At 70.4% G+C, this 24,481-nt stretch carries 24 protein-coding genes; 11 read left to right on the top strand and 13 right to left on the bottom strand.

Annotated features, from left to right (window positions below; genetic code table 11):
* Nucleotides 1-127: 127 nt before the first annotated feature.
* Both OG246_RS22420 and serB read left to right on the top strand, forming a co-directional pair.
* Nucleotides 128-1,894 carry a streptophobe family protein gene (locus tag OG246_RS22420; protein WP_266470802.1) on the top strand — a complete coding sequence of 589 codons (1,767 nt, stop codon included), beginning with the start codon at nt 128-130 and terminating at the stop codon, nt 1,892-1,894.
* Between the two features lie 160 nt (nt 1,895-2,054).
* A complete protein-coding gene (gene serB / locus OG246_RS22415) occupies nt 2,055-3,266 on the top strand; it encodes a phosphoserine phosphatase SerB (protein WP_266466365.1) in 1,212 nt (403 codons plus the stop codon).
* 86 nt (nt 3,267-3,352) lie between these two features.
* On the opposite strand, the gene OG246_RS22410 is transcribed toward serB, so the two are convergent.
* The 4 genes from OG246_RS22410 to OG246_RS22395 all read right to left on the bottom strand — a co-directional run bounded on the left by OG246_RS22410 (nt 3,353) and on the right by OG246_RS22395 (nt 6,031).
* Nucleotides 3,353-3,871 carry a histidine phosphatase family protein gene (locus OG246_RS22410; protein WP_266466362.1) on the bottom strand — a complete coding sequence of 173 codons (519 nt, stop codon included), beginning with the start codon at nt 3,869-3,871 and terminating at the stop codon, nt 3,353-3,355.
* A gap of 192 nt (nt 3,872-4,063) precedes the next feature.
* On the bottom strand, nt 4,064-4,279 hold the full coding sequence (locus OG246_RS22405) for a hypothetical protein (protein ID WP_266466360.1): 216 nt from the start codon (nt 4,277-4,279) through the stop codon (nt 4,064-4,066).
* Nucleotides 4,280-4,484: 205 nt separating this feature from the next.
* Complete coding sequence (locus OG246_RS22400) at nt 4,485-4,601, bottom strand: SGM_5486 family transporter-associated protein (RefSeq protein WP_266466357.1); 117 nt, start codon at nt 4,599-4,601, stop codon at nt 4,485-4,487.
* A gap of 71 nt (nt 4,602-4,672) precedes the next feature.
* On the bottom strand, nt 4,673-6,031 hold the full coding sequence (locus tag OG246_RS22395; protein WP_266466355.1) for a CynX/NimT family MFS transporter: 1,359 nt from the start codon (nt 6,029-6,031) through the stop codon (nt 4,673-4,675).
* A 76-nt stretch (nt 6,032-6,107) separates the two neighbouring features.
* Here OG246_RS22395 and OG246_RS22390 point away from each other — a divergent pair, with 76 nt between their 5' ends.
* The gene (locus tag OG246_RS22390) at nt 6,108-6,815 is read left to right on the top strand and encodes a FadR/GntR family transcriptional regulator (protein WP_266466352.1); all 708 of its coding nucleotides are present in this window, start codon (nt 6,108-6,110) and stop codon (nt 6,813-6,815) included.
* Here OG246_RS22390 and OG246_RS22385 read toward each other — a convergent pair.
* The 3 genes from OG246_RS22385 to fabG form a co-directional block, all read right to left on the bottom strand.
* Nucleotides 6,799-7,143, bottom strand: a complete 345-nt coding sequence (locus OG246_RS22385; RefSeq protein ID WP_266466350.1) for a hypothetical protein — start codon at nt 7,141-7,143, stop codon at nt 6,799-6,801. The two genes, OG246_RS22390 and OG246_RS22385, sit on opposite strands and share 17 nt — an antisense overlap.
* A gap of 179 nt (nt 7,144-7,322) precedes the next feature.
* Nucleotides 7,323-8,090 carry an enoyl-ACP reductase FabI gene (fabI, locus tag OG246_RS22380; protein ID WP_266466345.1) on the bottom strand — a complete coding sequence of 256 codons (768 nt, stop codon included), beginning with the start codon at nt 8,088-8,090 and terminating at the stop codon, nt 7,323-7,325.
* A gap of 5 nt (nt 8,091-8,095) precedes the next feature.
* Complete coding sequence (gene fabG / locus OG246_RS22375) at nt 8,096-8,815, bottom strand: 3-oxoacyl-[acyl-carrier-protein] reductase (RefSeq protein WP_266466342.1); 720 nt, start codon at nt 8,813-8,815, stop codon at nt 8,096-8,098.
* Between the two features lie 309 nt (nt 8,816-9,124).
* Between fabG and OG246_RS22370 the strand changes: the two genes are divergently transcribed.
* Genes OG246_RS22370 through tyrS form a run of 3 tightly spaced genes read left to right on the top strand, consistent with a single transcriptional unit; the run spans nt 9,125 to nt 13,358 of the window.
* The gene (locus tag OG246_RS22370; RefSeq protein ID WP_266466339.1) at nt 9,125-10,648 is read left to right on the top strand and encodes a TldD/PmbA family protein; all 1,524 of its coding nucleotides are present in this window, start codon (nt 9,125-9,127) and stop codon (nt 10,646-10,648) included.
* Nucleotides 10,645-12,045, top strand: coding sequence for a metallopeptidase TldD-related protein (locus tag OG246_RS22365; protein ID WP_266466334.1), 1,401 nt, complete (start codon nt 10,645-10,647; stop codon nt 12,043-12,045). The genes OG246_RS22370 and OG246_RS22365 overlap by 4 nt, the downstream gene beginning before the upstream one ends.
* Before the next feature lie 44 nt (nt 12,046-12,089).
* A complete protein-coding gene (gene tyrS, locus OG246_RS22360) occupies nt 12,090-13,358 on the top strand; it encodes a tyrosine--tRNA ligase (RefSeq protein ID WP_266466331.1) in 1,269 nt (422 codons plus the stop codon).
* A 69-nt stretch (nt 13,359-13,427) separates the two neighbouring features.
* On the opposite strand, the gene OG246_RS22355 is transcribed toward tyrS, so the two are convergent.
* On the bottom strand, nt 13,428-13,703 hold the full coding sequence (locus OG246_RS22355) for a GlsB/YeaQ/YmgE family stress response membrane protein (protein ID WP_266466328.1): 276 nt from the start codon (nt 13,701-13,703) through the stop codon (nt 13,428-13,430).
* A 245-nt stretch (nt 13,704-13,948) separates the two neighbouring features.
* Here OG246_RS22355 and OG246_RS22350 point away from each other — a divergent pair, with 245 nt between their 5' ends.
* Nucleotides 13,949-14,335, top strand: a complete 387-nt coding sequence (locus tag OG246_RS22350) for a DUF3099 domain-containing protein (protein WP_266470800.1) — start codon at nt 13,949-13,951, stop codon at nt 14,333-14,335.
* Nucleotides 14,336-14,603: 268 nt separating this feature from the next.
* Nucleotides 14,604-14,846, top strand: a complete 243-nt coding sequence (locus tag OG246_RS22345) for a hypothetical protein (protein WP_266466325.1) — start codon at nt 14,604-14,606, stop codon at nt 14,844-14,846.
* On the opposite strand, the gene moaA is transcribed toward OG246_RS22345, so the two are convergent.
* The 3 genes from moaA to OG246_RS22330 form a co-directional block, all read right to left on the bottom strand.
* Nucleotides 14,843-15,832, bottom strand: coding sequence for a GTP 3',8-cyclase MoaA (gene moaA, locus OG246_RS22340; RefSeq protein ID WP_266466322.1), 990 nt, complete (start codon nt 15,830-15,832; stop codon nt 14,843-14,845). The genes OG246_RS22345 and moaA overlap by 4 nt on opposite strands.
* 148 nt (nt 15,833-15,980) lie before the next feature.
* Nucleotides 15,981-17,600 carry a cation acetate symporter gene (locus OG246_RS22335; RefSeq protein ID WP_266466320.1) on the bottom strand — a complete coding sequence of 540 codons (1,620 nt, stop codon included), beginning with the start codon at nt 17,598-17,600 and terminating at the stop codon, nt 15,981-15,983.
* Nucleotides 17,597-17,953 (bottom strand): DUF485 domain-containing protein, encoded by a 357-nt coding sequence (locus tag OG246_RS22330; RefSeq protein ID WP_266466317.1) that lies wholly within the window; start codon nt 17,951-17,953, stop codon nt 17,597-17,599. Before OG246_RS22330 ends, OG246_RS22335 begins: the two co-directional genes overlap by 4 nt.
* A gap of 378 nt (nt 17,954-18,331) precedes the next feature.
* Between OG246_RS22330 and OG246_RS22325 the strand changes: the two genes are divergently transcribed.
* Nucleotides 18,332-19,858, top strand: a complete 1,527-nt coding sequence (locus tag OG246_RS22325; RefSeq protein WP_266466314.1) for a S8 family serine peptidase — start codon at nt 18,332-18,334, stop codon at nt 19,856-19,858.
* Between the two features lie 78 nt (nt 19,859-19,936).
* Here OG246_RS22325 and OG246_RS22320 read toward each other — a convergent pair whose 3' ends face one another.
* Nucleotides 19,937-20,299: a DUF6281 family protein gene (locus tag OG246_RS22320; RefSeq protein ID WP_266466311.1), complete on the bottom strand. Its 363-nt coding sequence runs from the start codon at nt 20,297-20,299 to the stop codon at nt 19,937-19,939.
* A 54-nt stretch (nt 20,300-20,353) separates the two neighbouring features.
* Nucleotides 20,354-21,406, bottom strand: coding sequence for a peptidase M10 (locus tag OG246_RS22315; RefSeq protein ID WP_266466308.1), 1,053 nt, complete (start codon nt 21,404-21,406; stop codon nt 20,354-20,356).
* 485 nt (nt 21,407-21,891) lie between these two features.
* Here OG246_RS22315 and OG246_RS22310 point away from each other — a divergent pair, with 485 nt between their 5' ends.
* Nucleotides 21,892-23,277: a CoA transferase gene (locus tag OG246_RS22310; protein WP_266466306.1), complete on the top strand. Its 1,386-nt coding sequence runs from the start codon at nt 21,892-21,894 to the stop codon at nt 23,275-23,277.
* 148 nt (nt 23,278-23,425) lie between these two features.
* Entirely contained in the window at nt 23,426-24,436 is a 1,011-nt protein-coding gene (locus tag OG246_RS22305) for a CopD family protein (protein WP_266470798.1), read from the top strand.
* Nucleotides 24,437-24,481 lie beyond the last annotated feature (45 nt).

The raw sequence follows: 24,481 nt of genomic DNA, 5'->3' as shown, positions 1-24,481 counted from the left end.
GTGAAGGGTGCGTACGGGCGGGTTGCCCGTTTCCGTTGACGGGGTTGAAACCGGCCCGGAGAGTGGTAATCCCACGCGAGGGGGACATGCGCGGTGGTTCGCCGCAGCGCGGATCGGGGGGCTGATGATGAGCATCGAGACCAGTGAGCACGGTGGGCGGGTGCCGTGGGGAGACGTACTGCTGTCCGCGGTGGCCGCCGTGAGCTGGGCGTTGATCGGGATGGCGGGCACGGCCGCGCTCGGCCTGCATCTGCTCGGCGCGGACGCGGCGGGCTCGCTGGGGCCGATGACCGCTGCGGTTGTGGCGCTTGGGGCGGGTGGTTCGGTCACGCCGTCCGGCGATGTGTCGGCCTTCGGCCTGAAAGGGGCGGAGGCGACCACGGCCATACAGATCACGCCACTGGGTGTGGGCCTCGTGGGCGCGCTCCTGCTGTCGTGGTTCTTCTTACGTTCCCTGCGCGGAGCGGGAGTTGTGATCGCGCCGTCCGAACTCCTCGCGCGCGCGGGCTCGGTGGTCGTCCTCTTCGTGGCGATGCTGGGCGGGCTCGCCTGGGCGGGGCACGACATCATCACCATCGACGGGAGCCAGCTTGGGCTCGACGAGGTGACGGGCGGCGGGGGCCTCGGCGACATCACGGACCAGCTTCCCGGCGGGCTCGGGGACATCGGGGACATCGGAGGGCTGCTGCCCGACCAGATCGGCGACCTCGTGGACGCGAAGGCGGCCGTGGGCTTCACCGTCGACACCGTGCCGACGCTGCTGGGCGGCGCGGCCTGGGCGGCCGGCATCCTGGTGATCGCGCTGCTGGCCTCTCGGCGTACGCCTCTGCCGCGCGGCTGGGAGGCCGTGCACCGGGTGGTCAGGCCGGCCGCGTCCGCGCTGGTCACGGTGTTGCTGGTGGCGGTCCTGGCCGGGTTCGCGGCGGCGGGGTACGCGGCGATCAGCGACGACAACCCCAAACGGATCGCGGGCGCGGCCCTGCTCGGCGCACCCAACGGGGTGTGGCTCGGCATCCCGATCGGCCTCCTCGTACCGGTGGACGGCCAGGCCACGGGCGAACTCGCCAAGCTGCTGCCGGATCCCATCGACGAACTGCTCAGCATCAGCTCCGACCAGCCCGTCACCCTGGGCCGTCTCGCCGAACTGGACGGACGCGTCTGGCTGTTGGGGGTCGCGGCCGCGATGATGATGTTGTTCGCGGGCGTACTGGCCGCCGCGCGTACGCCATTTGTACGGGCGCGGGATGCCGCTGCTGCCGGAGCACCGGGTGCCACAGATGTACGGGGGCAGAGTGCCCTCGGCTTCGCAGGGCGCTGCGCTCTTCGGCTCGGGGTGGTGACGGCACTGGCACTGCCGCTGCTGGCGTGGCTGACGGAGGTGTCCGTGGACGCCTCGCTGTCGGTGCTCGGCTTCGACGCCTTCGGCGCGGGGATCGAGCTGCACGGGCAGCTGGGCATGGCGCTGCTGCTCGGCGCCCTGTGGGGTGCGGGCGCGGGGGCGGCGGGGGCGCTGCTGGCGTACGCGAGCGGGGCCGCCGGGAACCGGGCGGCACCGCTGGCACGGGGTGACGTCACGGCTCCGGTCGCTCAGGGGGCCGCGGAACTCCCCCGGCAGCCGGGACCGTACAGCCCGAGTACGCCGCACCGGGCACCGAACCCCGACACCAATCCGTATCTGCGGATCCCGGACGAGTTGCGGGAACCCGGGGACGGCCGGCGGGCCGAGCGGGCGCGGCCGCCCGATGTCTACGGTGCGCCGACGGTGATCGGGCCGTATACGCCGCCACCCGCGCCGTCGAAGCGGCGGCCGAGGTCGCGGAGCGCGCCTCCTCCGCCGCCGCCCCCGCCCGAGGAGGGGCCGCCGCCACCGGGGAGCTCTCGGCGCCGGGACTGAGCGTCACCCGGCGCGACCGGTCAGTGCAGCGGCTGCCGTCCGGAGTGGCCGTCGCTGCCGGGACATGCCCACGCTACGAATCGGACACCCAGTGTTTCCTGTCCGCAGGGCGGACCTCAGGGGCGGAAGGCACAGGGTGCCCGATACGGTGGATACCACCATGAGCGCATCGCAGACCTCTGATGTCCCCACACTTCTCGTCAAGATCTTCGGCAAGGACCGGCCGGGAATCACCGCCGGCCTCTTCGACACCCTCGCCGCCTACTCCGTCGACGTGGTCGACATCGAGCAGGTCGTCACCCGTGGCCGGATGGTGCTGTGCGCGCTCGTGACCGAGCCGCCCGGCGGGCTCGAAGGTGATCTGCGGGCGACCGTCCACAGCTGGGCCGAGTCGATAAAGATGCAGGCGGAGATCATCTCCGGCCACGGCGACAACCGGCCGCGCGGGCTCGGGCGCTCGCTCGTCACCGTGCTCGGGCATCCGCTCACGGCGGAGTCGACGGCCGCGATCGCCGCGCGGATCACGAAGACCGGCGGCAACATCGACCGGATCTTCCGGCTCGCCAAGTACCCCGTGACGGCCGTCGAGTTCGCCGTGTCCGGTACGGAGACCGCGACACTGCGCACCGCGCTGGCCCCCGAGGCCGCGGGGCTCGGCGTCGATGTCGCGGTGGTCGCGGCCGGGCTGCACCGCAGGGCGCAGCGCCTGGTCGTCATGGATGTGGACTCGACGCTCATCCAGGACGAGGTGATCGAGCTCTTCGCCGCGCACGCCGGGTGCGAGAAGGAGGTCGCCGAGGTGACGGCGGCCGCCATGCGCGGTGAGCTGGACTTCGAGCAGTCGCTGCACGCGCGCGTGGCGCTCCTGAAGGGCCTGGACGCCTCGGTGGTGAAGAAGGTGCGCGAGGAGGTACGGCTGACGCCGGGCGCGCGCACGCTGATCCGTACGCTGAAGCGGCTCGGCTTCCAAGTCGGCGTCGTATCCGGCGGGTTCACTCAGGTCACCGATGACCTCAAGGAGCGGCTCGGGCTGGACTTCGCTCAGGCCAACACCCTGGAGATCGCCGACGGGAAGCTGACCGGCAGGGTCACCGGCGAGATCGTGGACCGCGCGGGCAAGGCGCGACTCCTGCGCCGGTTCGCCGCCGAGGCGGGTGTGCCCCTCGCCCAGACGGTGGCGATCGGCGACGGCGCCAATGACCTCGACATGCTCAACGCAGCCGGTCTCGGTGTCGCCTTCAACGCCAAGCCGGTCGTACGCGAGGCCGCGCACACCGCCGTGAATTTCCCCTTCCTGGACACCGTGCTGTATCTGCTGGGCGTCACGCGCGAAGAGGTCGAGGCGGCGGACATGCATCTGGACGACCACTGAGCCGGTGAGCTGCTGAGCTCAGGCTGCTCGCGACGGGGGCCCGGCACCGTGGTGGTGCCGGGCCCCCGTCTCTTGGCTCGGTCGGGTTACTCGCTCGGCGCCCAGTAGTCGATCAGCGTGGCCACTCCGGGCTCCAGGGATTTCCAGGAGCCGTCGAAGGAGAGCACCGCGAAGGCGGCGGCGGGGAAACCGCGGCCGTTCATCCGGGTGCGGGCTTCGCCCTCGGCCTGTCCGGCCAGGATGTCGGCGAGGCCCTGCACGCCTGGGTTGTGGCCGATCAGGACCACGTCCTGCGCGTCGTCGGGGGTTTCGTTGAGCACGGCGATCAGCTCGCCGGGTGAGGCCTCGTAGAGCCGCTCCTCATAGACCGTTTTCGGCCGGTGCGGGAGCTCATGGACGGCGAGCTTCCAGGTCTCGCGGGTCCGGGCCGCGGTGGAGCAGAGGGCCAGATCGAAGGGGATGCCGGTGTCGGCCAGCCTGCGTCCGGCGATGGCTGCGTCCGTGCGGCCCCGGTCGGCGAGCGGCCGCTCGTGGTCGGACACCTGTGGCCAGTCGGCTTTCGCATGCCGGAAGAGGACAATCCTGCGGGGTTCTGCGACGCTCATACGTCCCAGCTTCGCATGAAACACGCCATGGGGCGCAGGGAGTTGACTCGCTCACCCGGGAGGGGCCATGGGGGCTCCTGGGGCGGGGGTGCGGGGCGGTTGGGGACGCCGGGGCGGGCGCTTACGGCGCCTGCGGGGCGGCGGAGCACGGTGTGTCGCGCGGAGGGCTCACGGTGCCTGGCGCCTGGCGGATCACGGTGCCGTGTGCAGCACCGTCCGCTGGACGTGCTCGAAGACGTCGGTGATCGCGGGGGCGCCGCCCGCCGCGTGGGCGTCCACCGGATTGAGGATCAGGAGCAGCAGGGTGACGAAGGCCAGGGTCGGCAGCGCGAGGGCCCACCAGGGCAGCCGGATGTCGACGCGGCCCTTGGTCGCCGGGTGGGGCGGGATGTGCGTAGGGGCCGACATGCCGCCTCCGTGGGTCTTCGAGTCTCCGTGGGCCGCGTCCTCGCGGCCACAACTCGAAGTTACGGACTCCGGAGCCCTCAACCCATCCGGTGATCCACCCACTTGACCCTGACACTCACCCCCTAGGGGATGGTGGGGCTAGCACCACCATGGCCGCCGAGCGGGCCTCTCGAAGACCTCACCGGACGCAGTGACGGCGCGGCGGTCAGGGTGAGGCGATCGTCGCGATGATGCCGATGATCACGGTGATGGCAAGGAACGCGCCGAAGACGAGCAGCATCTTCTTCTGGCCGTTCGGGGGGTTCGGATCGAGCACTGGCATACGCCCAGTCTCGCACCCTTCGCCCGCACCCTCATGGGTGGGGTCGCAACCTCTCGGACGGAATCGGACCCTCACGCACGGGATCGGCGCGCGGCCTCGTCCTCCACCGTGCGGTTGCGGCCCGCGAGGATGCCCACCGCGATCTGCGGGATCATCAGCCCGGCCATGAGCGCGAGGGGCAGCCCCCAGCCGCCGCTGTGCTGGTAGAGCACGCCCACGAGGAGCGGTCCCGGGATGGAGAGCAGATAGCCGGCGCTCTGTGCGAAGGCCGAGAGCTTGGCCACGCCCGCGCCGGTCCTGGCCCGCATGCCGACCATCGTGAGGGCCAGCGGGAAGGCGCAGTTGGAGACGCCGAGCAGCAGGGCCCAGGCCCAGGCGCCGCCCGCCGGCGCGAGGTAGAGGCCCGCGTATCCGGCGAGACCGCAGACACCGAGCGCGACGACGATCGGCCCCTGGTGAGGCAGGCGTGTGGCGAGGCGCGGGATGACGAAGGCCAGCGGCACGCCCATCACCATCGTGACGGCGAGGAGCAGGCCCGCGGTGCCCGCCGGGACTCCCGCGTCGCGGAAGATCTGCGCCATCCAGCCCATCGTGATGTACGCCGCGGTGGCCTGAAGTCCGAAGAACACGGCGAGCGCCCAGGCGGTACGGCTCCGGGTGATCCGCAGAGTGTCGGGCTCGTGCGGGACGGAGCCGGTGCCCACGGAGGACCCCGCGGAATGCCTCTGCGGGGCGGAACCGACGCCACCGCTCTCGGCTCCCGCCCCCCGCACGCGCGCGAGCACCGTCCACGGCAGTACGGCTACCGCCGCCAGCCCCGCCCACACCACGAGCCCGGACCGCCAACTGCCGCCCAGGGCGTCGGTCATGGGCACGGTCACCGCCGCCGCGGCCGAGGTGCCGAGCGCGAGGGCCATCGAGTACAGGCCCGTCATGGAGCCGACCCGCTCCGGGAACCAGCTCTTGACGATCACCGGCATCAGGACGTTGCTGACGGCGATGCCCATGAGCGCGAGCGCGGTGGCGGCCAGGAAGCCTGCCGTGTTCCCGGCGTACGGCCGGATCGCCAGGCCCGCCGCGATGGCGGCCATGCCCGCGCAGACGACGGCGCCGGGCCCGAAGCGGCGGGCGAGCCGCGGGGCCATGACCCCGAAGACCGCGAAGCAGAGCGGCGGTACGGAGGTGAGCAGTCCGGCGACGCTGCCGCTCATGCCGAGCCCGTCGCGCACCTCTTCCAGCAGGGCGCCGAGGCTCGTGATCGCGGGGCGGAGGTTGACGGCCGTGAGGACGATGCCGACGACCACCAGCCGCGTCATCCACGCGCGCGTGGCGGGTGTTTCACTCTCGCTCTCCGTCTCCGTGCCTGCGGAGCTGCGTATGGGTGTGGACGTCATCGTCCGGGTCTCCTCGCTTGCCATGTTCCCCATCATAGAATCATGGGATGATTGGTTGTCCAATCCCCTTGCGCTAGTCTCCGGAGCCTCCGGCCCCGCACGAAGGACCGTCATGCCGCTGAGCCACCCCCGCCGTTCGGCGCTGTCCGAGCAGGTCATCGCCGAGCTGCGGAACCAGATCACCTCGGGCGAGTGGCCGGTGGGCTCCCGCATCCCCACCGAGCCGGAGCTGGTCGAACAGCTGGGCGTCGCCCGCAACACGGTCCGCGAGGCCGTCCGCGCGCTCGCGCACAACGGGCTGCTCGACATCCGTCAGGGGTCCGGCACCTACGTCGTGGCGACCAGCGAGCTGGCGGGCGTGATGCACCGCCGCTTCGCGGACGCCGATCCGCGGCACATCGCCGAGCTGCGCTCCACGCTGGAGTCGAGCGCCGCGAAGCTGGCCGCCGAGCGGCGCACCGAGCGCGATCTCAAGCAGCTGGACAGCCTGCTCGTACGCCGTGAAGAGGCCTGGGAGTCGGGCGACGCCGAGGCTTTCGTGACCGCCGACGCGACCTTCCATCTGGCGGTGGTGGCCGCGTCCCACAACGACGTCATGTCGGCGATGTACGCGGACCTGGGCGAGGTGCTGCGCGACTGGCTGCGCGAGGACGTCGGCGAGGAGCTGACGCCGGAGACGTACATGGACCACGCCAGGCTCGTGGACGCGATCCGCGCGGGCGACGCGGAAACGGCCGCCACGGAGGCCGGGGGCTATCCGTTCCTGTGCCGCCCGGGACGGCTCGACCCGAAGGACCCGGACATCACTTCTGGTGGCTGACCCAGGCCGACCGGATCTCCTTCCAGCACCGGCCGGTCAGCCGTACGGTCTCAGCGGGCCCCGCGCCGACCGGGGCGCCGTCGCTGTCGATGTCCCACCAGCGGTCGCACTCGATGTGCAGGCGTACGCGATCGGTGTCTACGTAGGGGTTGTGGCAGTACGCGACGGCGTGCGAGCCGGTGACCGTGGTGCGGCACTCGGCGCCGAACGGCTGTGGCACGGCCGGATTCTCGGATCCCACGCGCGCGTGCGGCACGGCGTCGGACGGCAGAGCCGTCACGAGAGCGGCAGCGGCGAGCAGCGGGGCGACATGGCGGGAAAGGCGCACAAGGGGACCTCCTCGGCCGTACGGCTGCGGGGCGGTGCGTCTTCCCAGCGTGCGCGGTGCGCCGTCCCGGATGCCCGTCAAATAGGCCTAATGGGTGACGCCCCGCTCCCCGCGCGCTGCGGGAAACGGGGCGTCGGCCTCGTACGAGAAATTCGGCCTCGTAGGAGAACTACGAGAGATCACGCACCGATGGCGTGCAGACCGCCGTCCACGTGGATGATCTCGCCGGTGGTCTTCGGGAACCAGTCGCTCAGCAGCGCGACGACGCCCTTGCCGGCCGGCTCCGGGTCCTTGAGGTCCCACTCCAGGGGGGCACGGGAGTCCCACACGGCGGCCAGCTCGCCGAAGCCCGGGATGGACTTGGCGGCCATGGAGCCGATGGGGCCCGCGGAGATCAGGTTGCAGCGGATGTTCTGCTTGCCCAGGTCACGCGCCATGTAGCGGCTGGTGGCCTCCAGGGCGGCCTTGGCCGGGCCCATCCAGTCGTACTGCGGCCAGGCGTACTGCGCGTCGAAGGTGAGGCCGACGACGGAGCCGCCGTTCTGCATCAGCGGCAGGCAGGCCATGGTCAGCGACTTCAGGGAGAAGGCGGAGACGTGCATGGCGGTGGCGACCGACTCGAACGGGGTGTTGAGGAAGTTGCCGCCGAGGGCGTCCTGCGGGGCGAAGCCGATGGAGTGCACGACGCCGTCGAGGCTGCCCAACTCCTCGCCGACCAGGTCGGCCAGGCGGGCGAGGTGCTCGTCGTTGCTGACGTCGAGCTCGATGACCTTGGTGGGCTTGGGAAGCTTCTTGGCGATGCGCTCGGTCAGCGTGGGCCGCGGGAACGCGGTCAGGATGATCTCGGCGCCCTGCTCCTGGGCCAGCTTGGCGGTGTGGAAGGCGATGGAGGACTCCATCAGCACACCGGAGATCAGGACGCGCTTGCCCTCGAGAATTCCGCTCATGGTGATCAGTGACCCATGCCCAATCCGCCGTCTACGGGAATGACGGCTCCAGTGATGTACGAGGCGTCGTCCGAGGCCAGGAACCGCACCGTCGCGGCCACTTCCTCGGGCTGCGCGTAACGGCCCAGCGGCACCTGCTTCATGATGGCCTCACGCTGGTCGTCGGTGAGCGCCTTGGTCATGTCGGTGTCGACGAAGCCGGGCGCGACGACGTTGAAGGTGATGTTGCGCGAGCCCAGTTCACGGGCGAGCGAGCGCGCGAACCCGACCAGGGCGGCCTTGGAGGCGGCGTAGTTCGACTGGCCGGGACCGCCCATCAGACCGACGACCGACGAGATCAGGACGACACGGCCCTTCTTGGCGCGCAGCATGCCGCGGTTTGCGCGCTTCACGACGCGGAAGGTGCCCGTGAGGTTGGTGTCGAGGACGGACGTGAAGTCCTCCTCGGACATGCGCATCAGGAGCTGGTCCTTGGTGACGCCCGCGTTGGCGATCAGGACCTCGACCGGACCGTGCTCGGCCTCGATCTCCTTGTAGGCCTGCTCCACCTGCTCGGTGTCGGTGATGTCGCACTTGACGGCGAGGCAGCCCAGTTCGGTGAGCGCGGTCGGCGGCTCACCGGAGCGGTATGTGATCGCGACCTTGTCGCCGCCCTCGGCGAACGCGCGGGCGATGGCGAGGCCGATGCCCCGGTTGCCTCCGGTGACGAGAACCGAGCGGCTCAACGGATCACCCTTTCGATAACGGTCTGGAACCCCTGCAGGACAGGCGCCTTACTCGAAAACCTATCGGTCCTGTCCGGCTCGCGAAGAATCGGGCACCGACAGTGGCGTAGGGGACTCACTGTCGGATCCCTACAGAAAGCCGTGGTTCGCAGACCGAAATCCATAGTCCGCAGGGCGAGAGGCACGGTCCGCGGACCGAAAGAGGCGCCGGCCGACCGAAAGGCGCGGCCGGCAGCGGAAAGGCGTGGCCTCCGGGCCCGCCCGCGCGACATGATCGGTCCGACAGGCCACGACAGCAGGGAGACCTCCGTGCCTCATTCCATCGACGAAGCCTTCACGGCACTACCGCTGCGCGCCCTGGCCGATGCCGCGCTCGCGCGGGCCCGTGCCCTGGGCGCCGATCACGCCGACTTCCGGTTCGAGCGGGTGCGCAGCGCGGCGTGGCGGCTACGGGACGCCAAGCCCGCCGGGTCCTCCGACACTACGGACCTCGGGTATGCGGTGCGGGTGGTGCACGGCGGGACCTGGGGGTTCGCTTCGGGGGTCGATCTGACGATGGACGCGGCCGCGAAGGTCGCGTCGCAGGCCGTGGCGATGGCGAAGCTGTCGGCCCAGGTGATCAAGGCGGCCGGGTCCGACGAGCGTGTCGAGCTGGCGGGCGAGCCGGTGCACGCCGAGAAGACGTGGATCTCCTCGTACGAGATCGACCCCTTCTCCGTACCGGCCGAGGAGAAGGCCGGACTGCTCGCGGAGTGGAGCGCGCGGCTGCTCGCGGCCGACGGCGTGAGCCATGTCGACGCCTCGCTGCTGACCGTGCACGAGAACAAGTTCTACGCCGACACCGCCGGGACCGTGACCACACAGCAGCGCGTACGGCTGCACCCGCAGCTGAACGCCGTCGCCGTCGACGAGTCCAGCGGCGAGTTCGACTCGATGCGGACCATCGCGCCGCCGGTCGGGCGTGGCTGGGAGTACCTGACGGGCACCGGCTGGGACTGGGAGTCCGAGCTGGAACAGATCCCGGAGCTGCTCGCCGAGAAGATGCGCGCGCCGAGCGTGGAGGCGGGGCTGTACGACCTCGTCGTCGACCCGTCCAACCTGTGGCTGACCATCCACGAGTCCATCGGGCACGCCACCGAGCTGGACCGGGCGCTCGGCTACGAAGCGGCGTACGCCGGGACCTCCTTCGCCACCTTCGACCAACTGGGCAAGCTGAGGTACGGCTCCGAGCTGATGAACGTCACCGGTGACCGGACCGCCGAGCACGGGCTCGCGACCATCGGGTACGACGACGAGGGCGTGGCGGGCCAGTCCTGGGATCTGGTGAAGGACGGGACCCTCGTCGGCTACCAGCTCGACCGGCGCATCGCGAAGCTCACCGGGTTCGACCGCTCCAACGGGTGCGCGTACGCCGACTCCCCCGGCCATGTGCCCGTGCAGCGCATGGCGAACGTGTCGCTCCAGCCGGATCCCGCGGGGCTCTCGACCGAGGATCTGATCGGGAGTGTGGACCGGGGCGTGTACGTCGTCGGTGACCGGTCCTGGAGCATCGACATGCAGCGCTACAACTTCCAGTTCACCGGGCAGCGGTTCTTCAGGATCGAGAACGGCCGGATCACCGGCCAGCTGCGCGATGTCGCGTACCAGGCGACGACCACCGACTTCTGGGGCTCGATGGCCGCGGTGGGCGGCCCGCAGACGTACGTCCTGGGCGGCGCCTTCAACTGCGGCAAGGCCCAGCCGGGTCAGGTCGCGGCGGTCTCGCACGGCTGCCCGTCGGCCCTCTTCAAGGGCGTCAACATTCTCAACACCACGCAGGAGGCCGGTCGATGAGCACGACGTCTCGTACGAACAAGCCGCACGAGGTTGTCGAGCGCGCCCTCGAACTCTCCCGCGCCGACGGCTGCGTGGTGATCGCCGACGAGGAGTCGACCGCGAACCTGCGCTGGGCGGGCAACGCGCTGACCACGAACGGGGTCACGCGCGGGCGCACGCTCACCGTCATCGCCACCGTCGACGGCCGCGAGGGCACGGCGTCCGGCGTCGTCTCGCGCTCGGCCGTGACCGCCGATGAGCTGGAGCCCCTGGTGCGGGCCGCGGAGGCGGCGGCGCGCGGCGCCGGTCCGGCCGAGGACGCCCAGCCGCTCGTCTCGGGCGTGGCGGAGTCCCCCGACTTCACGGACGCGCCCGGTGAGACCTCGTCCGCCGTGTTCGCGGACTTCGCGCCGGCGCTGGGTGAATCGTTCGCCCGCGCGCGGGCGGGTGGCCGCGAGCTGTACGGGTTCGCCAACCACGAGCTCGTGACCAGCTACCTGGGTACGTCGACGGGACTGCGCCTGCGGCACGACCAGCCCAAGGGGACGCTGGAGCTCAACGCCAAGTCGCCGGACCGTACGCGTTCGGCCTGGGCGGGGCGCTCGACCAGGGACTTCAAGGACGTCGATCCGGCGGCGCTGGACGCCGAGCTGGCCGTACGGCTCGGCTGGGCGGAGCGACGCATCGACCTGCCGGCGGGGCGCTACGAGACGCTGCTGCCGCCGACCGCCGTCGCGGACCTGCTGATCTACCAGCTGTGGTCGGCGGCGGCCCGGGACGCCGCCGAGGGCCGGACGGTGTTCAGCAAGCCCGGCGGCGGCACCCGCGTCGGCGAGAAGCTCACCGAGCTGCCGCTCACGCTGCGCAGCGACCCGAACGAACCCGGCCTGGAATGCGCCCCCTTCGTCCTCGCGCACTCCTCCGGCGACGACGCGTCCGTGTTCGACAACGGACTGCCGCTCTCCGCGACGGACTGGATCCGTGAGGGCACGCTGGCCCATCTGTCGACCACCCGGCACAGCGCGGGGCTGACCAAGCTCCCGGTGGCGCCGTCGATCGGCAACCTGATCCTGGACGGCGGCGCGGACCGCTCCCTGGAGGAGATGGTCGCCGCCACCGAGCGCGGTCTGCTGCTGACCTGCCTCTGGTACATCCGCGAGGTCGACCCGGCGACCCTGCTGCTGACCGGGCTGACCCGGGACGGCGTCTACCTGGTCGAGAACGGCCAGGTCGTCGGTGAGGTCAACAACTTCCGGTTCAACGAGTCGCCGGTGGATCTGCTGGGGCGGGCGACGGAGGCGGGGCGGACCGAAAAGACTTTGCCGCGCGAGTGGAGCGATTGGTTCACTCGAGCTGCGATGCCCGCGCTCCGCATCCCGGACTTCAATATGAGCTCTGTCAGTCAGGGCGTATAACCTCGTACGAGCTCGACCGGACCTTCCAAGGAGATAAGAGAACCGTGACGGACATCGTCGACGAACTGCAGTGGCGGGGGCTGATCGCCCTCTCCACTGACGAGGACGCATTGCGCAAGGCGTTCGCGGACGGTCCCGTCACGTTCTATTGCGGCTTCGACCCGACCGCGCCCAGCCTGCATCTCGGCAACCTCGTGCAGATCCTCACGATGCGCCGGATCCAGCAGGCGGGCAATCGCCCGCTGGGCCTGGTCGGCGGCGCCACCGGCCTGATCGGCGACCCGAAGCCGAACTCGGAGCGCACGCTGAACTCCCCCGAGGTCGTCGCCGAGTGGGTGGGGCGGCTGCGCGCGCAGATCGCACCGCTGCTGGACTTCGAGGGTCCGAACGCCGCGGTGATGGTCAACAACCTGGACTGGACCCAGGGCCTGTCGGCCATCGAGTTCCTCCGGGACATCGGCAAGCACTTCCGGGTCAACAAGATGATCGCGAAGGAGGCCGTCTCCCGGCGGCTCAACTCGGACGCGGGCATCAGCTACACGGAGTTCAGCTACCAGATCCTGCAAGGCATGGACTTCCTGGAGCTGTACCGCAGGCACGGCTGCACGCTGCAGACCGGCGGCAGCGACCAGTGGGGCAACCTCACCTCGGGCACCGACCTGATCCACCGGGTCGATCCGGAGGCCGTGGTGCACGCGCTGGGCACCCCGCTGATCACCAAGGCGGACGGCACCAAGTTCGGCAAGACGGAGTCCGGCACGATCTGGCTGGACGCCGAGATGACCACGCCGTACGCGTTCTACCAGTTCTGGCTGAACGCGGACGACCGGGACGTCTCCAAGTTCCTGCGCATCTTCAGCTTCAGGTCCCACGAGGAGATCGAGGAGCTGGAGAAGCAGACCGAGGAGCGCCCCCAGGCCCGCGCCGCACAGCGCGCGCTCGCCGAGGAGCTGACGACTCTGGTGCACGGCGCCGACCAGACGGCCGCCGTGACCGCCGCGTCCAAGGCCCTCTTCGGTCAGGGCGAGCTGGCCGAGCTCGACGAGCGGACACTGGCCGCGGCCCTCTCCGAGGTGCCGCACGTCCAGGTCGCCGAGCTCGCTCCCGTGGTGGACCTCTTCGCGGAGGTCGGCCTGGTGGCCAGCAAGTCGGCCGCGCGCCGCACGGTCAAGGAGGGCGGCGCGTACGTGAACAACGCGAAGGTCCCCGCCGAGGACGCGGTCCCCGCCAAGGAGGACCTGCTGCACGGGCGCTGGCTGGTGCTGCGCCGCGGCAAGAAGAACCTGGCGGCGGTGGAGGTCACGGGGGGCTGAGGTCCTGCGTACGTACGGCGAAGGGGCGGGCCCGTGACGGGTTCGCCCCTTCGCCGTACGTACGCAGGCTCAGGCTTTCTGCTTGTTGCCCCGTACTGCCATGTAGGCCATGTCTCCCAGGAAGACGATGACGACCGCGGCCGCCAGCTGCAGCCCGTGCCGGCCCCAGTCGATGCCGCGCGTCTCGTCGATCCCGATGCCCCGGGCGATCGCGTTGCCGACGATGGCGCCGATGATGCCGAAGACAGTGGTCAGCCAGAGAGGGCTGTGCTGCTTGCCCGGAAGAATGGCCTTGGCCAGCAGGCCCAGCACAAACCCGACGATGATCGCCCACAACCAGCCCATGTCTGCCTCCTAGTACGGCTCTACGTGAGCAGTACGCTCAGTCTCGGTCTGTCCTCCATACGGCGCATGTCGGGCGGAGCCATACGCGGTACGACGCAGGAAGTCCGGCCCGTGGGAACCGGCCCCGGTCTCGAAGACGACGCAGCCACGGCGTAACGTGGAGCGTGTTCGGGCCTGCTTCCCTGACCGCGTTCGGACCGGGCACGGGCCGGGGAGAGTCCGACACAGGCGGGTGGTGGAAAGTGCTGCGGAAGCGGAGCAACGGCCAGGTCTTCCGGATCACCGGGGCCAGGCAGGGGCTCGACGACGACGTACGGGGCAGGCAGCGCCGCTATGTCATCTCGATGTCCGTCCGCACGGTCGCCGTGATCCTCGCCGCCACTCTCTGGAACGTCGAGCGCCATGTCGCTTTTGTCGCCCTCGTACTGGGCGTACTCCTGCCGTACATCTCCGTGGTGATCGCCAACGCGGGCCGCGAGAACGTGCCGTCGCTTCCCTCTACTTTCGTCGCCGCCCCCACCCGTCCGATGATCGCGCCGCCGAGGCAGGAGGGTTTCGCGGACCCCGTGCCGGAGGACGTCGCGGCCGACCCCGGGGCGCGGCTGCGGGCCGAACCGCACGACCCGAGCTGACCCCGTCCCGGCCCTTCACCACCCCCGGGCCGACCATGGAGGATCCGCCGAAAACGGAATCCAAGCGGGCGCCAAGCTCAAGAAAAGCTCAGATCAATCATGTTGTTCCGGTGCCAGGCACCGGGTCCCCCATGACATACTTCGTACGCGCTCCGCATCCCCCGTCGGAGCGACGGACCGACGCCGGGCAGCTCCCCCCGTGGCTGCTCGGCGTCGCCTTTTCGGGAGCTGTTTCCGGTGCCGTTCCGGCGCCGTCTAGGGTGGAGGCGTGACCTTCCCGTTCTTCCCCGATGACTCCCCCTCCACTCCCCAGTGCTCGGCCAAGGCCTGCCGCGCCGACGCGGAGTGGGTGCTCGCGTGGAACAACCCGAAGCTGCACACTCCGGAGCGCCGCAAGACGTGGCTCGCGTGCGAGGACCACCGCGAGCACCTCTCCAAGTTCCTTGGTGTACGCGGCTTCCTGAAGGACGTGGTGCCCTTGGCGGAGTGGGAGTCGGACGAAGTCCGCTAGCCGCCGATCGCCGACATCGGCCGCTCCGGCTGGAGGAACGACGGATCGTCCAGGCCGGAGCCCGCCTTCTTGCCCCACATCGCGAGCCGCCATATGCGGGCGATCTCCTCGTCGGGGGCGTCCGAGCGCAGGGCGGCACGCAGGTCGGTCTCCTCCCTGGCGAACAGGCAGGTGCGGACCTGGCCGTCGGCCGTGAGGCGCGTACGGTCGCAGGCCGAGCAGAACGGGCGGGTGACCGAGGCGATCACGCCGACGCGGTGCGGGCCGCCGTCGACGAGCCAGCGCTCGGCGGGGGCGGAGCCACGTTCGGCGCTGCCCTCCTCGGTGAGCTCGAAGCGGGTGCGCAGCGAGGTGAGGATGTCACCGGCGGTGACCATGCCCTCGCGCTTCCAGCCGTGCTGGGCGTCCAGGGGCATCTGCTCGATGAACCGCAGTTCGTAGTCGTGCTCGACGGCCCAGGCCAGCAGGTCCGGGGCCTCGTTCTCATTGAGGCCCGGCATCAGGACCGTGTTGACCTTGACCGGGGTCAGGCCGGCGTCGCGGGCGGCTTCGAGGCCGTCGATGACGTCCTTGTGGCGGTCACGGCGGGTGAGGGTCTTGAAGACGTCGGGGCGCAGGGTGTCCAGCGAGACGTTCACCCGGTCCAGGCCCGCCGCCTTCAGGGCCGCGGCCGTGCGCTTGAGGCCGATGCCGTTGGTCGTCAGGGACATCTGGGGGCGGGGTTCCAGGGCGGCGACCCGCTCGACGATGCCGACGAGGCCGGGGCGCAGCAGGGGCTCGCCGCCGGTGAAGCGGACCTCCGTGATGCCGAGGCCGGTGACCGCTATGCCGATGAGGCGGACGATCTCGTCGTCCGTGAGCACCTCGGACTTGGTCAGCCACTGCAGGCCCTCCTCGGGCATGCAGTACGTGCAACGCAGGTTGCACTTGTCGGTCAGCGAGACGCGCAGGTCGGTGGCCACTCGGCCGTAGGTGTCGATGAGCACGTGGGCCCCCTCCCCTCGATGCGGTTCATTTTTGTCAGACACCAGCGAGCCTACGTGACAGGACTGACATCGAGAGGGGCCCGATCCCACGAGACACGGCGCGGCCGCGTCGTAGAGATCTACGACGCGGCCGTCACCGGAGAAATACTCAGTGCGCTCCGGTACCGGTGAGGGAGCGAACCTCCAGCTCGGCGTACTTGCCGGTGTCCGGCTCCTCCTTCGAGAGGATGGTGCCGAGCCAGCCCAGCAGGAAGCCGACCGGGATCGAGATGATGCCCGGGTTCTCCAGCGGGAACCAGTGGAAGTCGACGTCCGGGAACATCGACGTGGCCTTGCCCGAGACCACCGGCGAGAACAGCACCAGGCCGACGGCCGTGGTGAGACCGCCGTAGATCGACCAGAGGGCGCCCTGCGTCGTGAACTTCTTCCAGAAGAGGCTGTAGAGGATCGTCGGCAGGTTGGCGGAGGCGGCGACCGCGAACGCGAGCGCGACCAGACCGGCGACGTTCAGGTCGCGGGCGAGGGCGCCGAGGCCGATGGAGACGACACCGATGGCGACCGTGGCGTAGCGGGCGGCCCTGACCTCTTCCTTCTCGGTGGCCGTGCCCTTCTTGATGACGTTCGCGTAGATGTCGTGCGCGAACGAGGAGGACGAGGCCAGCGTCAGGCCGGCGACGACCGCGAGGATGGTGGCGAAGGCGACCGCCGAGATGGTGGCGAGCAGGATCGCGCCCCAGGCCGAGTCGACTCCGCCGAGGTGCAGCGCGAGCAGCGGGGCCGCCGTGTTGCCCGCCTTGTTGGAGGCGATGATCTCGTCCTGCGAGATGAGGGCCGCCGCGCCGAAGCCGAGCGCGATGGTCATCAGGTAGAAGCCGCCGATGATGCCGATCGCCCAGTTCACGGACTTCCGCGCGGCCTTGGCGTTCGGCACCGTGTAGAAGCGGATCAGGATGTGCGGCAGGCCGGCGGTGCCGAGGACCAGTGCGATGCCAAGCGAGATGAAGTCGATCTTCGAGGTGGTCGTGAGGCCGTACTTCAGGCCGGGCTCCAGGAAGGCCGAACCCTTGCCGCTGTTGGTGGCCGCCGAGCCGAGCAGGTCGGAGATGTTGAAGTTGAACTTGAGCAGCACAAGGAAGGTGATGAGCAGGGTGCCGCTGATGAGCAGGACGGCCTTGACCATCTGGACCCAGGTGGTGCCCTTCATGCCGCCGATCGTCACGTACACGATCATCAGCAGGCCGACGAGCGCGACGATGCCGACCTTGCCCGCGTCGCTGGTGATGCCGAGCAGCAGCGAGACCAGGACGCCGGCGCCCGCCATCTGGGCCAGCAGATAGAAGATCGAGACGACGATCGTGGAGGTGCCTGCCGCCGTACGGACCGGGCGCTGGCGCATCCGGTACGCGAGCACGTCGCCCATCGTGTACTTGCCGGAGTTCCGCAGCGGTTCGGCGACCAGGAGCAGCGCCACCAGCCAGGCGACGAGGAAGCCGATGGAGTAGAGGAAGCCGTCGTACCCGAAGAGGGCGATCGCGCCGGCGATGCCGAGGAAGGACGCGGCGGACATGTAGTCGCCGGAGACGGCGAGCCCGTTCTGGAAGGCGCTGAACTGGCGCCCGCCGGCGTAGAAGTCGGCCGCGTCCTTGGTCTGGCGGCCCGCCCAGACGGTGATGACGAGGGTCGCCACGACGAACACCGCGAACAGGGAGATGATCAGCGGCCGGTGCTCGCTGGCTTCACCGGCGGCGAGAACGAACTGGGGGCTCATTCGCCGCCCTCCATCCGGGACTTGATGGCTTCGCCCTTGGGGTCGAGGTTCGCGGCGGCGTGCCGCGAGTACCACCAGGCGATGAGGAACGTGGTGAGGAACTGGGCGAGACCGAGCACCAGGGCGACATTGATGTTGCCGAAGAGCTTGGTGCCCATGAAGTCGCCCGCGTAGTTCGAGAGCAGGACGTACAGCAGGTACCAGGCGATGAAGCCGATGGTCAGCGGGAAGGCGAAGGAGCGGTGGGAGCGGCGCAGTTCACCGAACTCGGCGCTCTCCTGCACCTCGATGAACTCCTGGGTGGAGGGGGCGTGGGGTTCTGTCTTCGAGGGGGGCGGTGCGTCGGTAGCCACGGAGTCTCCTCGCGTTGCGGGTGCGGTGACGACGGTGGACGGGGGCGAGTCGGAGCTCGCGGACGGGGACGGGCTGGGCACGGACATGGCTGTTTCTGACCTCACGTTTACGCGGACCACGTGGGCCGGACGGCGATGTCAGGTGTCCACGGGCGTGATCCAACAGGGGGCACGATCGTGCTCGTGCTCCCTGCTCAACGTCACGGCGCCACGCATGGACCGGTTCAACTCGGATCACTTCTTTCGGAAGTCGTCCTCGGAAGTCATTGCTGGCCAGGTCGGGCGGGAGATAGCTTCGGCCTGCACCACTCCGTCATGTACCTGCCCGGGCACCACCCGTGTTCGGGCCGCTCGCTTTCCGGATGATGTGGAGATCCCATGGCTCATCTGCGTTCCAGACGCCGCCTCGCCCTCGCGGTGCCGGTCGTCCTGTCGCTCACCGCCTCGCTCGGTTTCCTGCCGGGTGCCGCCACGGCCGCCCCGCTCACGGCGACCGCCGCGACGAGCGCGGACGGCCCGGTCCTGTCGTACGTGGTCAACACCAAGGCCGACCACCGCACGGTCGAGTCGGTGAAGAAGGCCATCGCCAAGGCCGGCGGCACCGTCGTCATCGCGTACGAGAAGATCGGTGTGATCGTCGTCCATTCGGCCAACCCGGTCTTCGGCGAGCAGATCCGCGCGGCCCGCGGAGTGCAGACGGCGGGTGCGACGCGGACGGCGCCGCTGACCGCCGCGGGGACCACGGAGGAAGGCGCGGCGCAGATGCTGTCGGCCGCGGACGCCGCCGAGCTGTCGCAGAGCGCCGTGGCGGGCGCGGAGCCCCTCGAGGCCGACCAGTGGGACCTGCGTGCGATCGGCGCCGACAAGGCCGCGAAGATCAACCCGGGCAGCAGGAACGTGACGGTCGCCGTGATCGACACCGGCGTCGACGACACCCACCCGGATCTCGCCCCGAACTTCTCCGCCTCGCAGTCCGCGAACTGCGTGGGCGGCAAGCCGGACACGACGTACGGCGCCTGGCGCCCCGTGGACGCCGACCACTACCACGGCACGCATGTCGCGGGTGAGATCGCCGCGGCCCGCAACGACATCGGTGTGGCGGGCGTCGCGCCGGGTGTGAAGGTCGCGGGCATCACGGTGGCCGAGCCGGACGCCGGTCAGCTCTTCTTCCCGGAGAGCGTCGTCTGCGCCTTCGTGTTCGCCGCCGACCACGGCGTCGAGATCACCAACAACAGCTACTACGTGGACCCGTGGCTCTACAACTGCCTGGACGACCCCGACCAGCGGGCGATCGTCGACGCGGTGAACCGGGCCCAGCTGTACGCCCAGAAGAAGGGCACCCTCAGTGTCGCCGCGGCGGGCAACTCCAACCACGACCTCGACTCGGACGCCATCCTCGACGAGTCCAGCCCCGACGACTCGACTCCGGTGCCCCGCACGATAGACCCGCACGAGTGCTTCGACATCCCGACGCAGCTGCCAGGTGTCGTCACGGTGAGTTCGACCGGCGTCAACAGCACCAAGTCGTACTTCTCCACCTACGGCTACGGTGTCATCGACGTCGCGGCGCCGGGCGGCGACCGCTACCAGATCCCGGACACGCCGTCGCAGAACGGCCGCATCCTCTCCACGATGCCGAACAACCAGTACGGCTTCCTGCAGGGCACGTCGATGGCGTCGCCGCACGCCGCGGCCGTGGCCGCGCTGCTGAAGTCCAAGTACCCCAAGGCGACCCCGGCCCAGCTCCAGGCGCTTCTCAAGGCCCAGGCGGACAACCCGGGTTGCCCGACCGACCCGTACGACGGGAACGGTGACGGTGTCGTCGACGCCACCTGCGTGGGCGGCAAGCGCCTGAACGGCTTCTACGGGGCCGGGATCATCAACGCGCTGAAGGCGGTCAAGTAACCCCGGGGACGATCCCCGGGCGAACGACTGGAAACAGCAGGCCGGGCCGGTGCGGGGCGGTGACGCCCCGCACCGGTGTCAGGATCCGTCGACCAGTTTCTGCACCTCGGGCGGCAGTTCCTTGTTCGAGTAGACGGCGACGAGCCGCGCGTCCGCGGGCGTGTCGCCGACCGCGATGGCCATCTCGGGTGGGATGCCGTCCACTTCGTAGGCCGTCATCGTGTCCGCCGGCAGGGTCTCGTCCTGACCGCCGGTGTCGTCGCAGGCCGGGTGGGTGGCGGTGCCCAGCTCTCCGCCGGCCTTGAACGTCACGTCCGCGACGTCCTCGTACGTCCGGTCCTGGTACAGGATCCGGTAGGCGCAGGACGCCGCCCCGTCGCCGTCACTGCTGCTGCTCGTCGTGCACGCCGCAGCCGCCACGGCCAACGCCGTCAACATCATTGGCAGAACCGCGGATCGCCCGGACCATCTCATCGACGCCTCCATGGGGGCTGCCTAGTAGATACTGCGCAGCGCCAGGATCTCGCCCTTGCCGAGGGTCCTGGCGATCGTCTTGCACCTGAACGAATCCGTGTACATGGTGAGGTTCTCGTGCCCCGCCCCGACATGACCGAGTCCGAAGATGTGGCCGGCCTCGTGCGTACCGACGGAGCGGACGTCGAAGTACCTGTTCGCGCAAGTGCTGGTGGGCTTGTTCGTGAAGTCCTTGTCGTACGTGTTGAACCGGACGTCGGCCTCACGCAGATCGTTCTTCACCCCCGGCATCGACCAAGTGTACGAACAGGTCGTGGCGACGGCGGTGTCCTTGATGTCGCCGGCGTCCCACACGCTCAGGCCGTCCTGGCCGGTGCACTGGCTGCTCTTGTTGACGCTCGCCTCCCGGCTGGTGGTGGCCAGGTAGTTCTCCTTGGCGCCGACCGAGTCGCTGTAGCCGCAGTTGTTGTAGCTGTCGGTGATGTTGTCGAGGGCGTCCATGAACACGTATATGGCGTCGTTCTTGGACAGCCCGGCGGGCAGACCGCCGTCGCCGATGTACCAGTTGTAGGTGCCGTACTCCTTGCGGTCGTCCGTCTTGTACGCACCGTCGCTGCACGCCGACGGCGAGGCGGCGGCGTCCACGTCGGCCACCTCGGCCTCGGTGGAGGAGTCCGCGGAGTCGGTGACCGTGTCCGCCTCCGCCGGGACGTCGGACTGCGGGTCGGGTGTCGTCGACTCGGACACGTCGTAGCCGGCGGTGGAGGAGTCCGCGGTGGCTCCTTCGAGGAGGTAGGAGATCTTGCCGTCCGCCGCGACCTCCAGCGTGAATCCGTGTGACTCGCCGTCCACGGTGAGCATGTCGACGCTCACGGCCATGCCCGGCTCGGGCACGGTCACACCGGCACCGTCGTGGACGACGACCCGTCCGACCGCGCCGCACGTAATCACGGACGATCCGGTGGGCAGTTGCTCGACGCCCAGTTCCCCCGTCTCGGGAAGCTTGCACTCGGTCGTACCCGCCTGTGCGCTGCCGGCGAAGGCCGACAATCCGGCCACGAGCGCGAACGCCATGACCGATCTTCCTACGAGTCCTGGGTTTCTCCCAGCCACTCTCCACCCCCTGAAATCGGCCCCGCTGTACGGGACTTGATCAATATCAGTGGAGAGTAGTCACCAATTGATCGCAAAACTTTCACAGTTCAAGACAAATGATCGTGCGGCGAAGGATGGGCTCTCCGGCGCGACTTCTGCGCCGGACGGCTGTTCACGGCGGTGCGCCGACATCCGGAGCCATGGCCGGCGCCCGGTCGTCGTCCACAAGCCCGAGATGCCCTGCTGTCTGCTGCCGGTTCCGGTTGGTGTTCCCCTGCTTCCCGATCCGCCCGCGGGTCGCCCCTGCCGACGTACCGGTCGGGTTCCGGAACATCCGGAACAGGGAGGAGGCTGGACAGCGGGCCGGAACGGCCTGTTCCCCACTCACGGAATTCCGCCCCGGCATGCTTCCCCTCTCACCCCGGGTCGACATGTTGATTCAGTACACCCGGCATAGTGCCTCTATGACTGCTGAGGACACCGAGTTCGTCTGGTCGGCGCTGGGTGGCGATGCCGCCCTGGTCTCGCGGATATCGAACGTCGTACGGGGTGGGGTGCTGGAAGCGCGGCTGCCCGTACGGGAGTTGGCGCGGGCCTGTGTCGGGGCCTGCGCGCTGGCGGGCGCCGAGCTGGGCGCGCGGCGGGCCGGGCTGCCGGACGTGCCCGAGGTGCGGGTCGACGACGGTGCCGTCGCCACGGCGTTCGTGAGTGAACGCCATCTGCTGGTCGACGGGCGGGCGCCGGTGAACTTCGCGCCGCTGTCCCGGTTCTGGCGCGCCGCGGACGGCTGGGTGCGGACGCACGCGAACTATCCGCATCACCGGGCGCGGTTGCTGAGCGCGCTCGGGCTGCCCGGGGACGCGTCGGTGGACACCGTCGCCGGTCGCCTCGCGGAGCGGTCCGCCGTGGAGGTGGAGGACACGGTGTGCGCGGCCGGGGGCCTCGCCGTCGCCCTGCGTACGGCGAAGGAGTGGGCGGCGCACGAGCAGGGCGCGGCGGTGGCTCGCAGGCCGCTGCTGAGCCGGGAGCGGGTCGGCGACGCGCCGGTACGTGCGCTCGCGCCGCTCGCCGGTGACCCGCTGCTGCCCGCGGCGGGCGTACGCGTCCTGGACCTCACACGGGTCATCGCGGGCCCGGTCGCGACCCGTACGCTCGCGCTGCTCGGCGCCGACGTCCTGCGCGTGGACTCGCCGCGGCTGCCCGAACTCCCCGACCAGCACGCCGACACGGGCTTCGGCAAGCGGTCCGCCTCCCTCGACCTCGGCCACGCCGACGACCGGGAGTCCTTCGAGGCGCTGCTCGCCGGGGCCGACGTCGTCGTCACCGGCTACCGGCCCGGCGCCCTGGACCGGTTCGGGCTCACGCCGGAGGCGCTGGCCGAGCGGCGTCCCGGCCTGGTGGTGGCGCAGCTGTCGGCGTGGGGCGGGTACGGGCCGTGGGCGGAGCGGCGCGGCTTCGACAGTCTGGTGCAGGTCGCGACCGGGATCGCGGCGACGGAGGGTTCGGCGGAGCGGCCCGGTGCACTGCCCGCGCAGGCCCTCGACCACGGCACGGGGTATCTGCTGGCCGCCGCGGTGCTGCGTTCGCTCACCGAGCAGTCGGAGGAGGGCGGGACCCGGCTCGTACGGCTGGCCCTTGCGCAGACGGCGGCGTGGCTGGTGGGCGGGCTCGACGTCTCGGGTGAGGGGGCCGCGGATGCCCCGTACGAGGCGGACGCCTGGCTCACCGAGAGGGACAGCGGGCTGGGGAGGCTGCGGTACGCCCGGCCGCCGGTGTCCTTCGCGGGCGGACCGGACGACTGGGCACAGCCGCCGGTTCCTCTGGGGGCGGACTCGGCCCGCTGGGCCTGATCCCGGGCCCGGGCCTGGGCCTGATCCCGGATCTGGGCCTGAGTCGCCCGGCCGACGGAGACGTACCCATGGGCGGAATGCCGTTCCGCCAGTTGTTTCACTGCACTTGCCCCGATCTGTGACGACTGGTGAAGATCTTGAGGTGACGTTGACAAGACCGACCGCCGAGGTGGCCGACGGACCCGAGCCGGCCCGGCGCCATGCCACCGGCCGGGCCGTCGCCGTGCTCGCCCTGGTGGCGGTGGCGGCCCTGATCCCGCTGCTCGGGCCGCGCGCCGCGCTGGACGGCACCGGAGAGGCCGCACCCCCCGGCGCCGGCGGCATCGCCCTGCTGCGCGCGGTGCTGTTCGCGGCGCTGTGCGTCCCCGTGGGCGAGCTGTTCGCGGCCCGGCTGGCCCGCCGCGTGGGTGCGCCCCTGGGTGATGCGCCGCGCAGCTGGGCGCCGTTCGCCGCGGCCGCCGGTTTCGTGGCCGCGCTCGGGCTGGCCTCGGTCGTGGCCACCGGGAATCTGCTGCCCCATCACCTCTCCGACATGGACGTCGGCGGGCTCTACCAGACCCGGGAGGGCAAGCTCGCGCTCCTGGAGGTGAACGCCTTCGGAGTGGCCGGCCTCTGCGCCTTCTATCGCCGCCCCGCCCTCCAGGTGTGGCCGCTGGCCGCGGTGGCCGTCGCGGAGGCGCTGCGCGCCCATCCCCCGACGGAGGACAGCCCGCTGGTCGGCTCCGGCCTGACGCTCGTACACCTGATCTGCGCGTCGCTGTGGGTGGGCGGTCTGCTGTACGTCCTGCGGATGCTGCGGGAGTTGCGAAAATCGGGTCCTACGGAGACGGGGGTCGCGCTGCTCGGCCTCTACGCGCGCGTGGCGGCCGTCCTGTTCGCGGCGCTCACCGCGACGGGCACCTGGAGCGCGCTGCGCCGGATGCCGCCGGGGACGGTCCTGGACCAGCTGACGACGACGGCGTACGGGCGCACGCTGCTCGCCAAGTTGCTCCTGGTGGTCGCCGTGGCCGTCCTGGCCCTGTGGGCGCGCCTGCGGCTGCGCCGGGCCACGGACCCGCTCAGCGCCTGCTCCCCCGCGCGCGCGGAGGTGCTGGCACTGGGCGTGGTCGTCGTGGTCTCGGGCGTGCTGACGGCACTGCCGGTGCCGATCCGGTGGTGAGCCTGAAGGACGGCGTCAGCCAGTGACCAGCACCTTGCCCGACGA

Origin of the sequence: Streptomyces sp. NBC_00620 (assembly GCF_026341825.1) — a bacterium.
Taxonomy (GTDB): domain Bacteria; phylum Actinomycetota; class Actinomycetes; order Streptomycetales; family Streptomycetaceae; genus Streptomyces.
Note: the sequence above shows the minus strand (reverse complement) of the source record. Positions and strands in the feature narration are given on the sequence as shown.

What these genes read in the sequence shown, in the direction of transcription:
- OG246_RS22420 (WP_266470802.1), top strand. Translation starts at nt 128, where the DNA reads ATGAGCATCGAGACCAGTGAGCACGGTGGGCGGGTGCCGTGGGGAGAC.
- serB (WP_266466365.1), top strand. Translation starts at nt 2,055, where the DNA reads ATGAGCGCATCGCAGACCTCTGATGTCCCCACACTTCTCGTCAAGATC.
- OG246_RS22410 (WP_266466362.1), bottom strand. Translation starts at nt 3,871, where the DNA reads ATGAGCGTCGCAGAACCCCGCAGGATTGTCCTCTTCCGGCATGCGAAA.
- OG246_RS22405 (WP_266466360.1), bottom strand. Translation starts at nt 4,279, where the DNA reads ATGTCGGCCCCTACGCACATCCCGCCCCACCCGGCGACCAAGGGCCGC.
- OG246_RS22400 (WP_266466357.1), bottom strand. Translation starts at nt 4,601, where the DNA reads ATGCCAGTGCTCGATCCGAACCCCCCGAACGGCCAGAAGAAGATGCTG.
- OG246_RS22395 (WP_266466355.1), bottom strand. Translation starts at nt 6,031, where the DNA reads ATGATGGGGAACATGGCAAGCGAGGAGACCCGGACGATGACGTCCACA.
- OG246_RS22390 (WP_266466352.1), top strand. Translation starts at nt 6,108, where the DNA reads ATGCCGCTGAGCCACCCCCGCCGTTCGGCGCTGTCCGAGCAGGTCATC.
- fabI (WP_266466345.1), bottom strand. Translation starts at nt 8,090, where the DNA reads ATGAGCGGAATTCTCGAGGGCAAGCGCGTCCTGATCTCCGGTGTGCTG.
- OG246_RS22365 (WP_266466334.1), top strand. Translation starts at nt 10,645, where the DNA reads ATGAGCACGACGTCTCGTACGAACAAGCCGCACGAGGTTGTCGAGCGC.
- OG246_RS22355 (WP_266466328.1), bottom strand. Translation starts at nt 13,703, where the DNA reads ATGGGCTGGTTGTGGGCGATCATCGTCGGGTTTGTGCTGGGCCTGCTG.
- OG246_RS22335 (WP_266466320.1), bottom strand. Translation starts at nt 17,600, where the DNA reads ATGAGCCCCCAGTTCGTTCTCGCCGCCGGTGAAGCCAGCGAGCACCGG.
- OG246_RS22325 (WP_266466314.1), top strand. Translation starts at nt 18,332, where the DNA reads ATGGCTCATCTGCGTTCCAGACGCCGCCTCGCCCTCGCGGTGCCGGTC.
- OG246_RS22320 (WP_266466311.1), bottom strand. Translation starts at nt 20,299, where the DNA reads ATGATGTTGACGGCGTTGGCCGTGGCGGCTGCGGCGTGCACGACGAGC.
- OG246_RS22315 (WP_266466308.1), bottom strand. Translation starts at nt 21,406, where the DNA reads ATGGCGTTCGCGCTCGTGGCCGGATTGTCGGCCTTCGCCGGCAGCGCA.
- OG246_RS22310 (WP_266466306.1), top strand. Translation starts at nt 21,892, where the DNA reads ATGACTGCTGAGGACACCGAGTTCGTCTGGTCGGCGCTGGGTGGCGAT.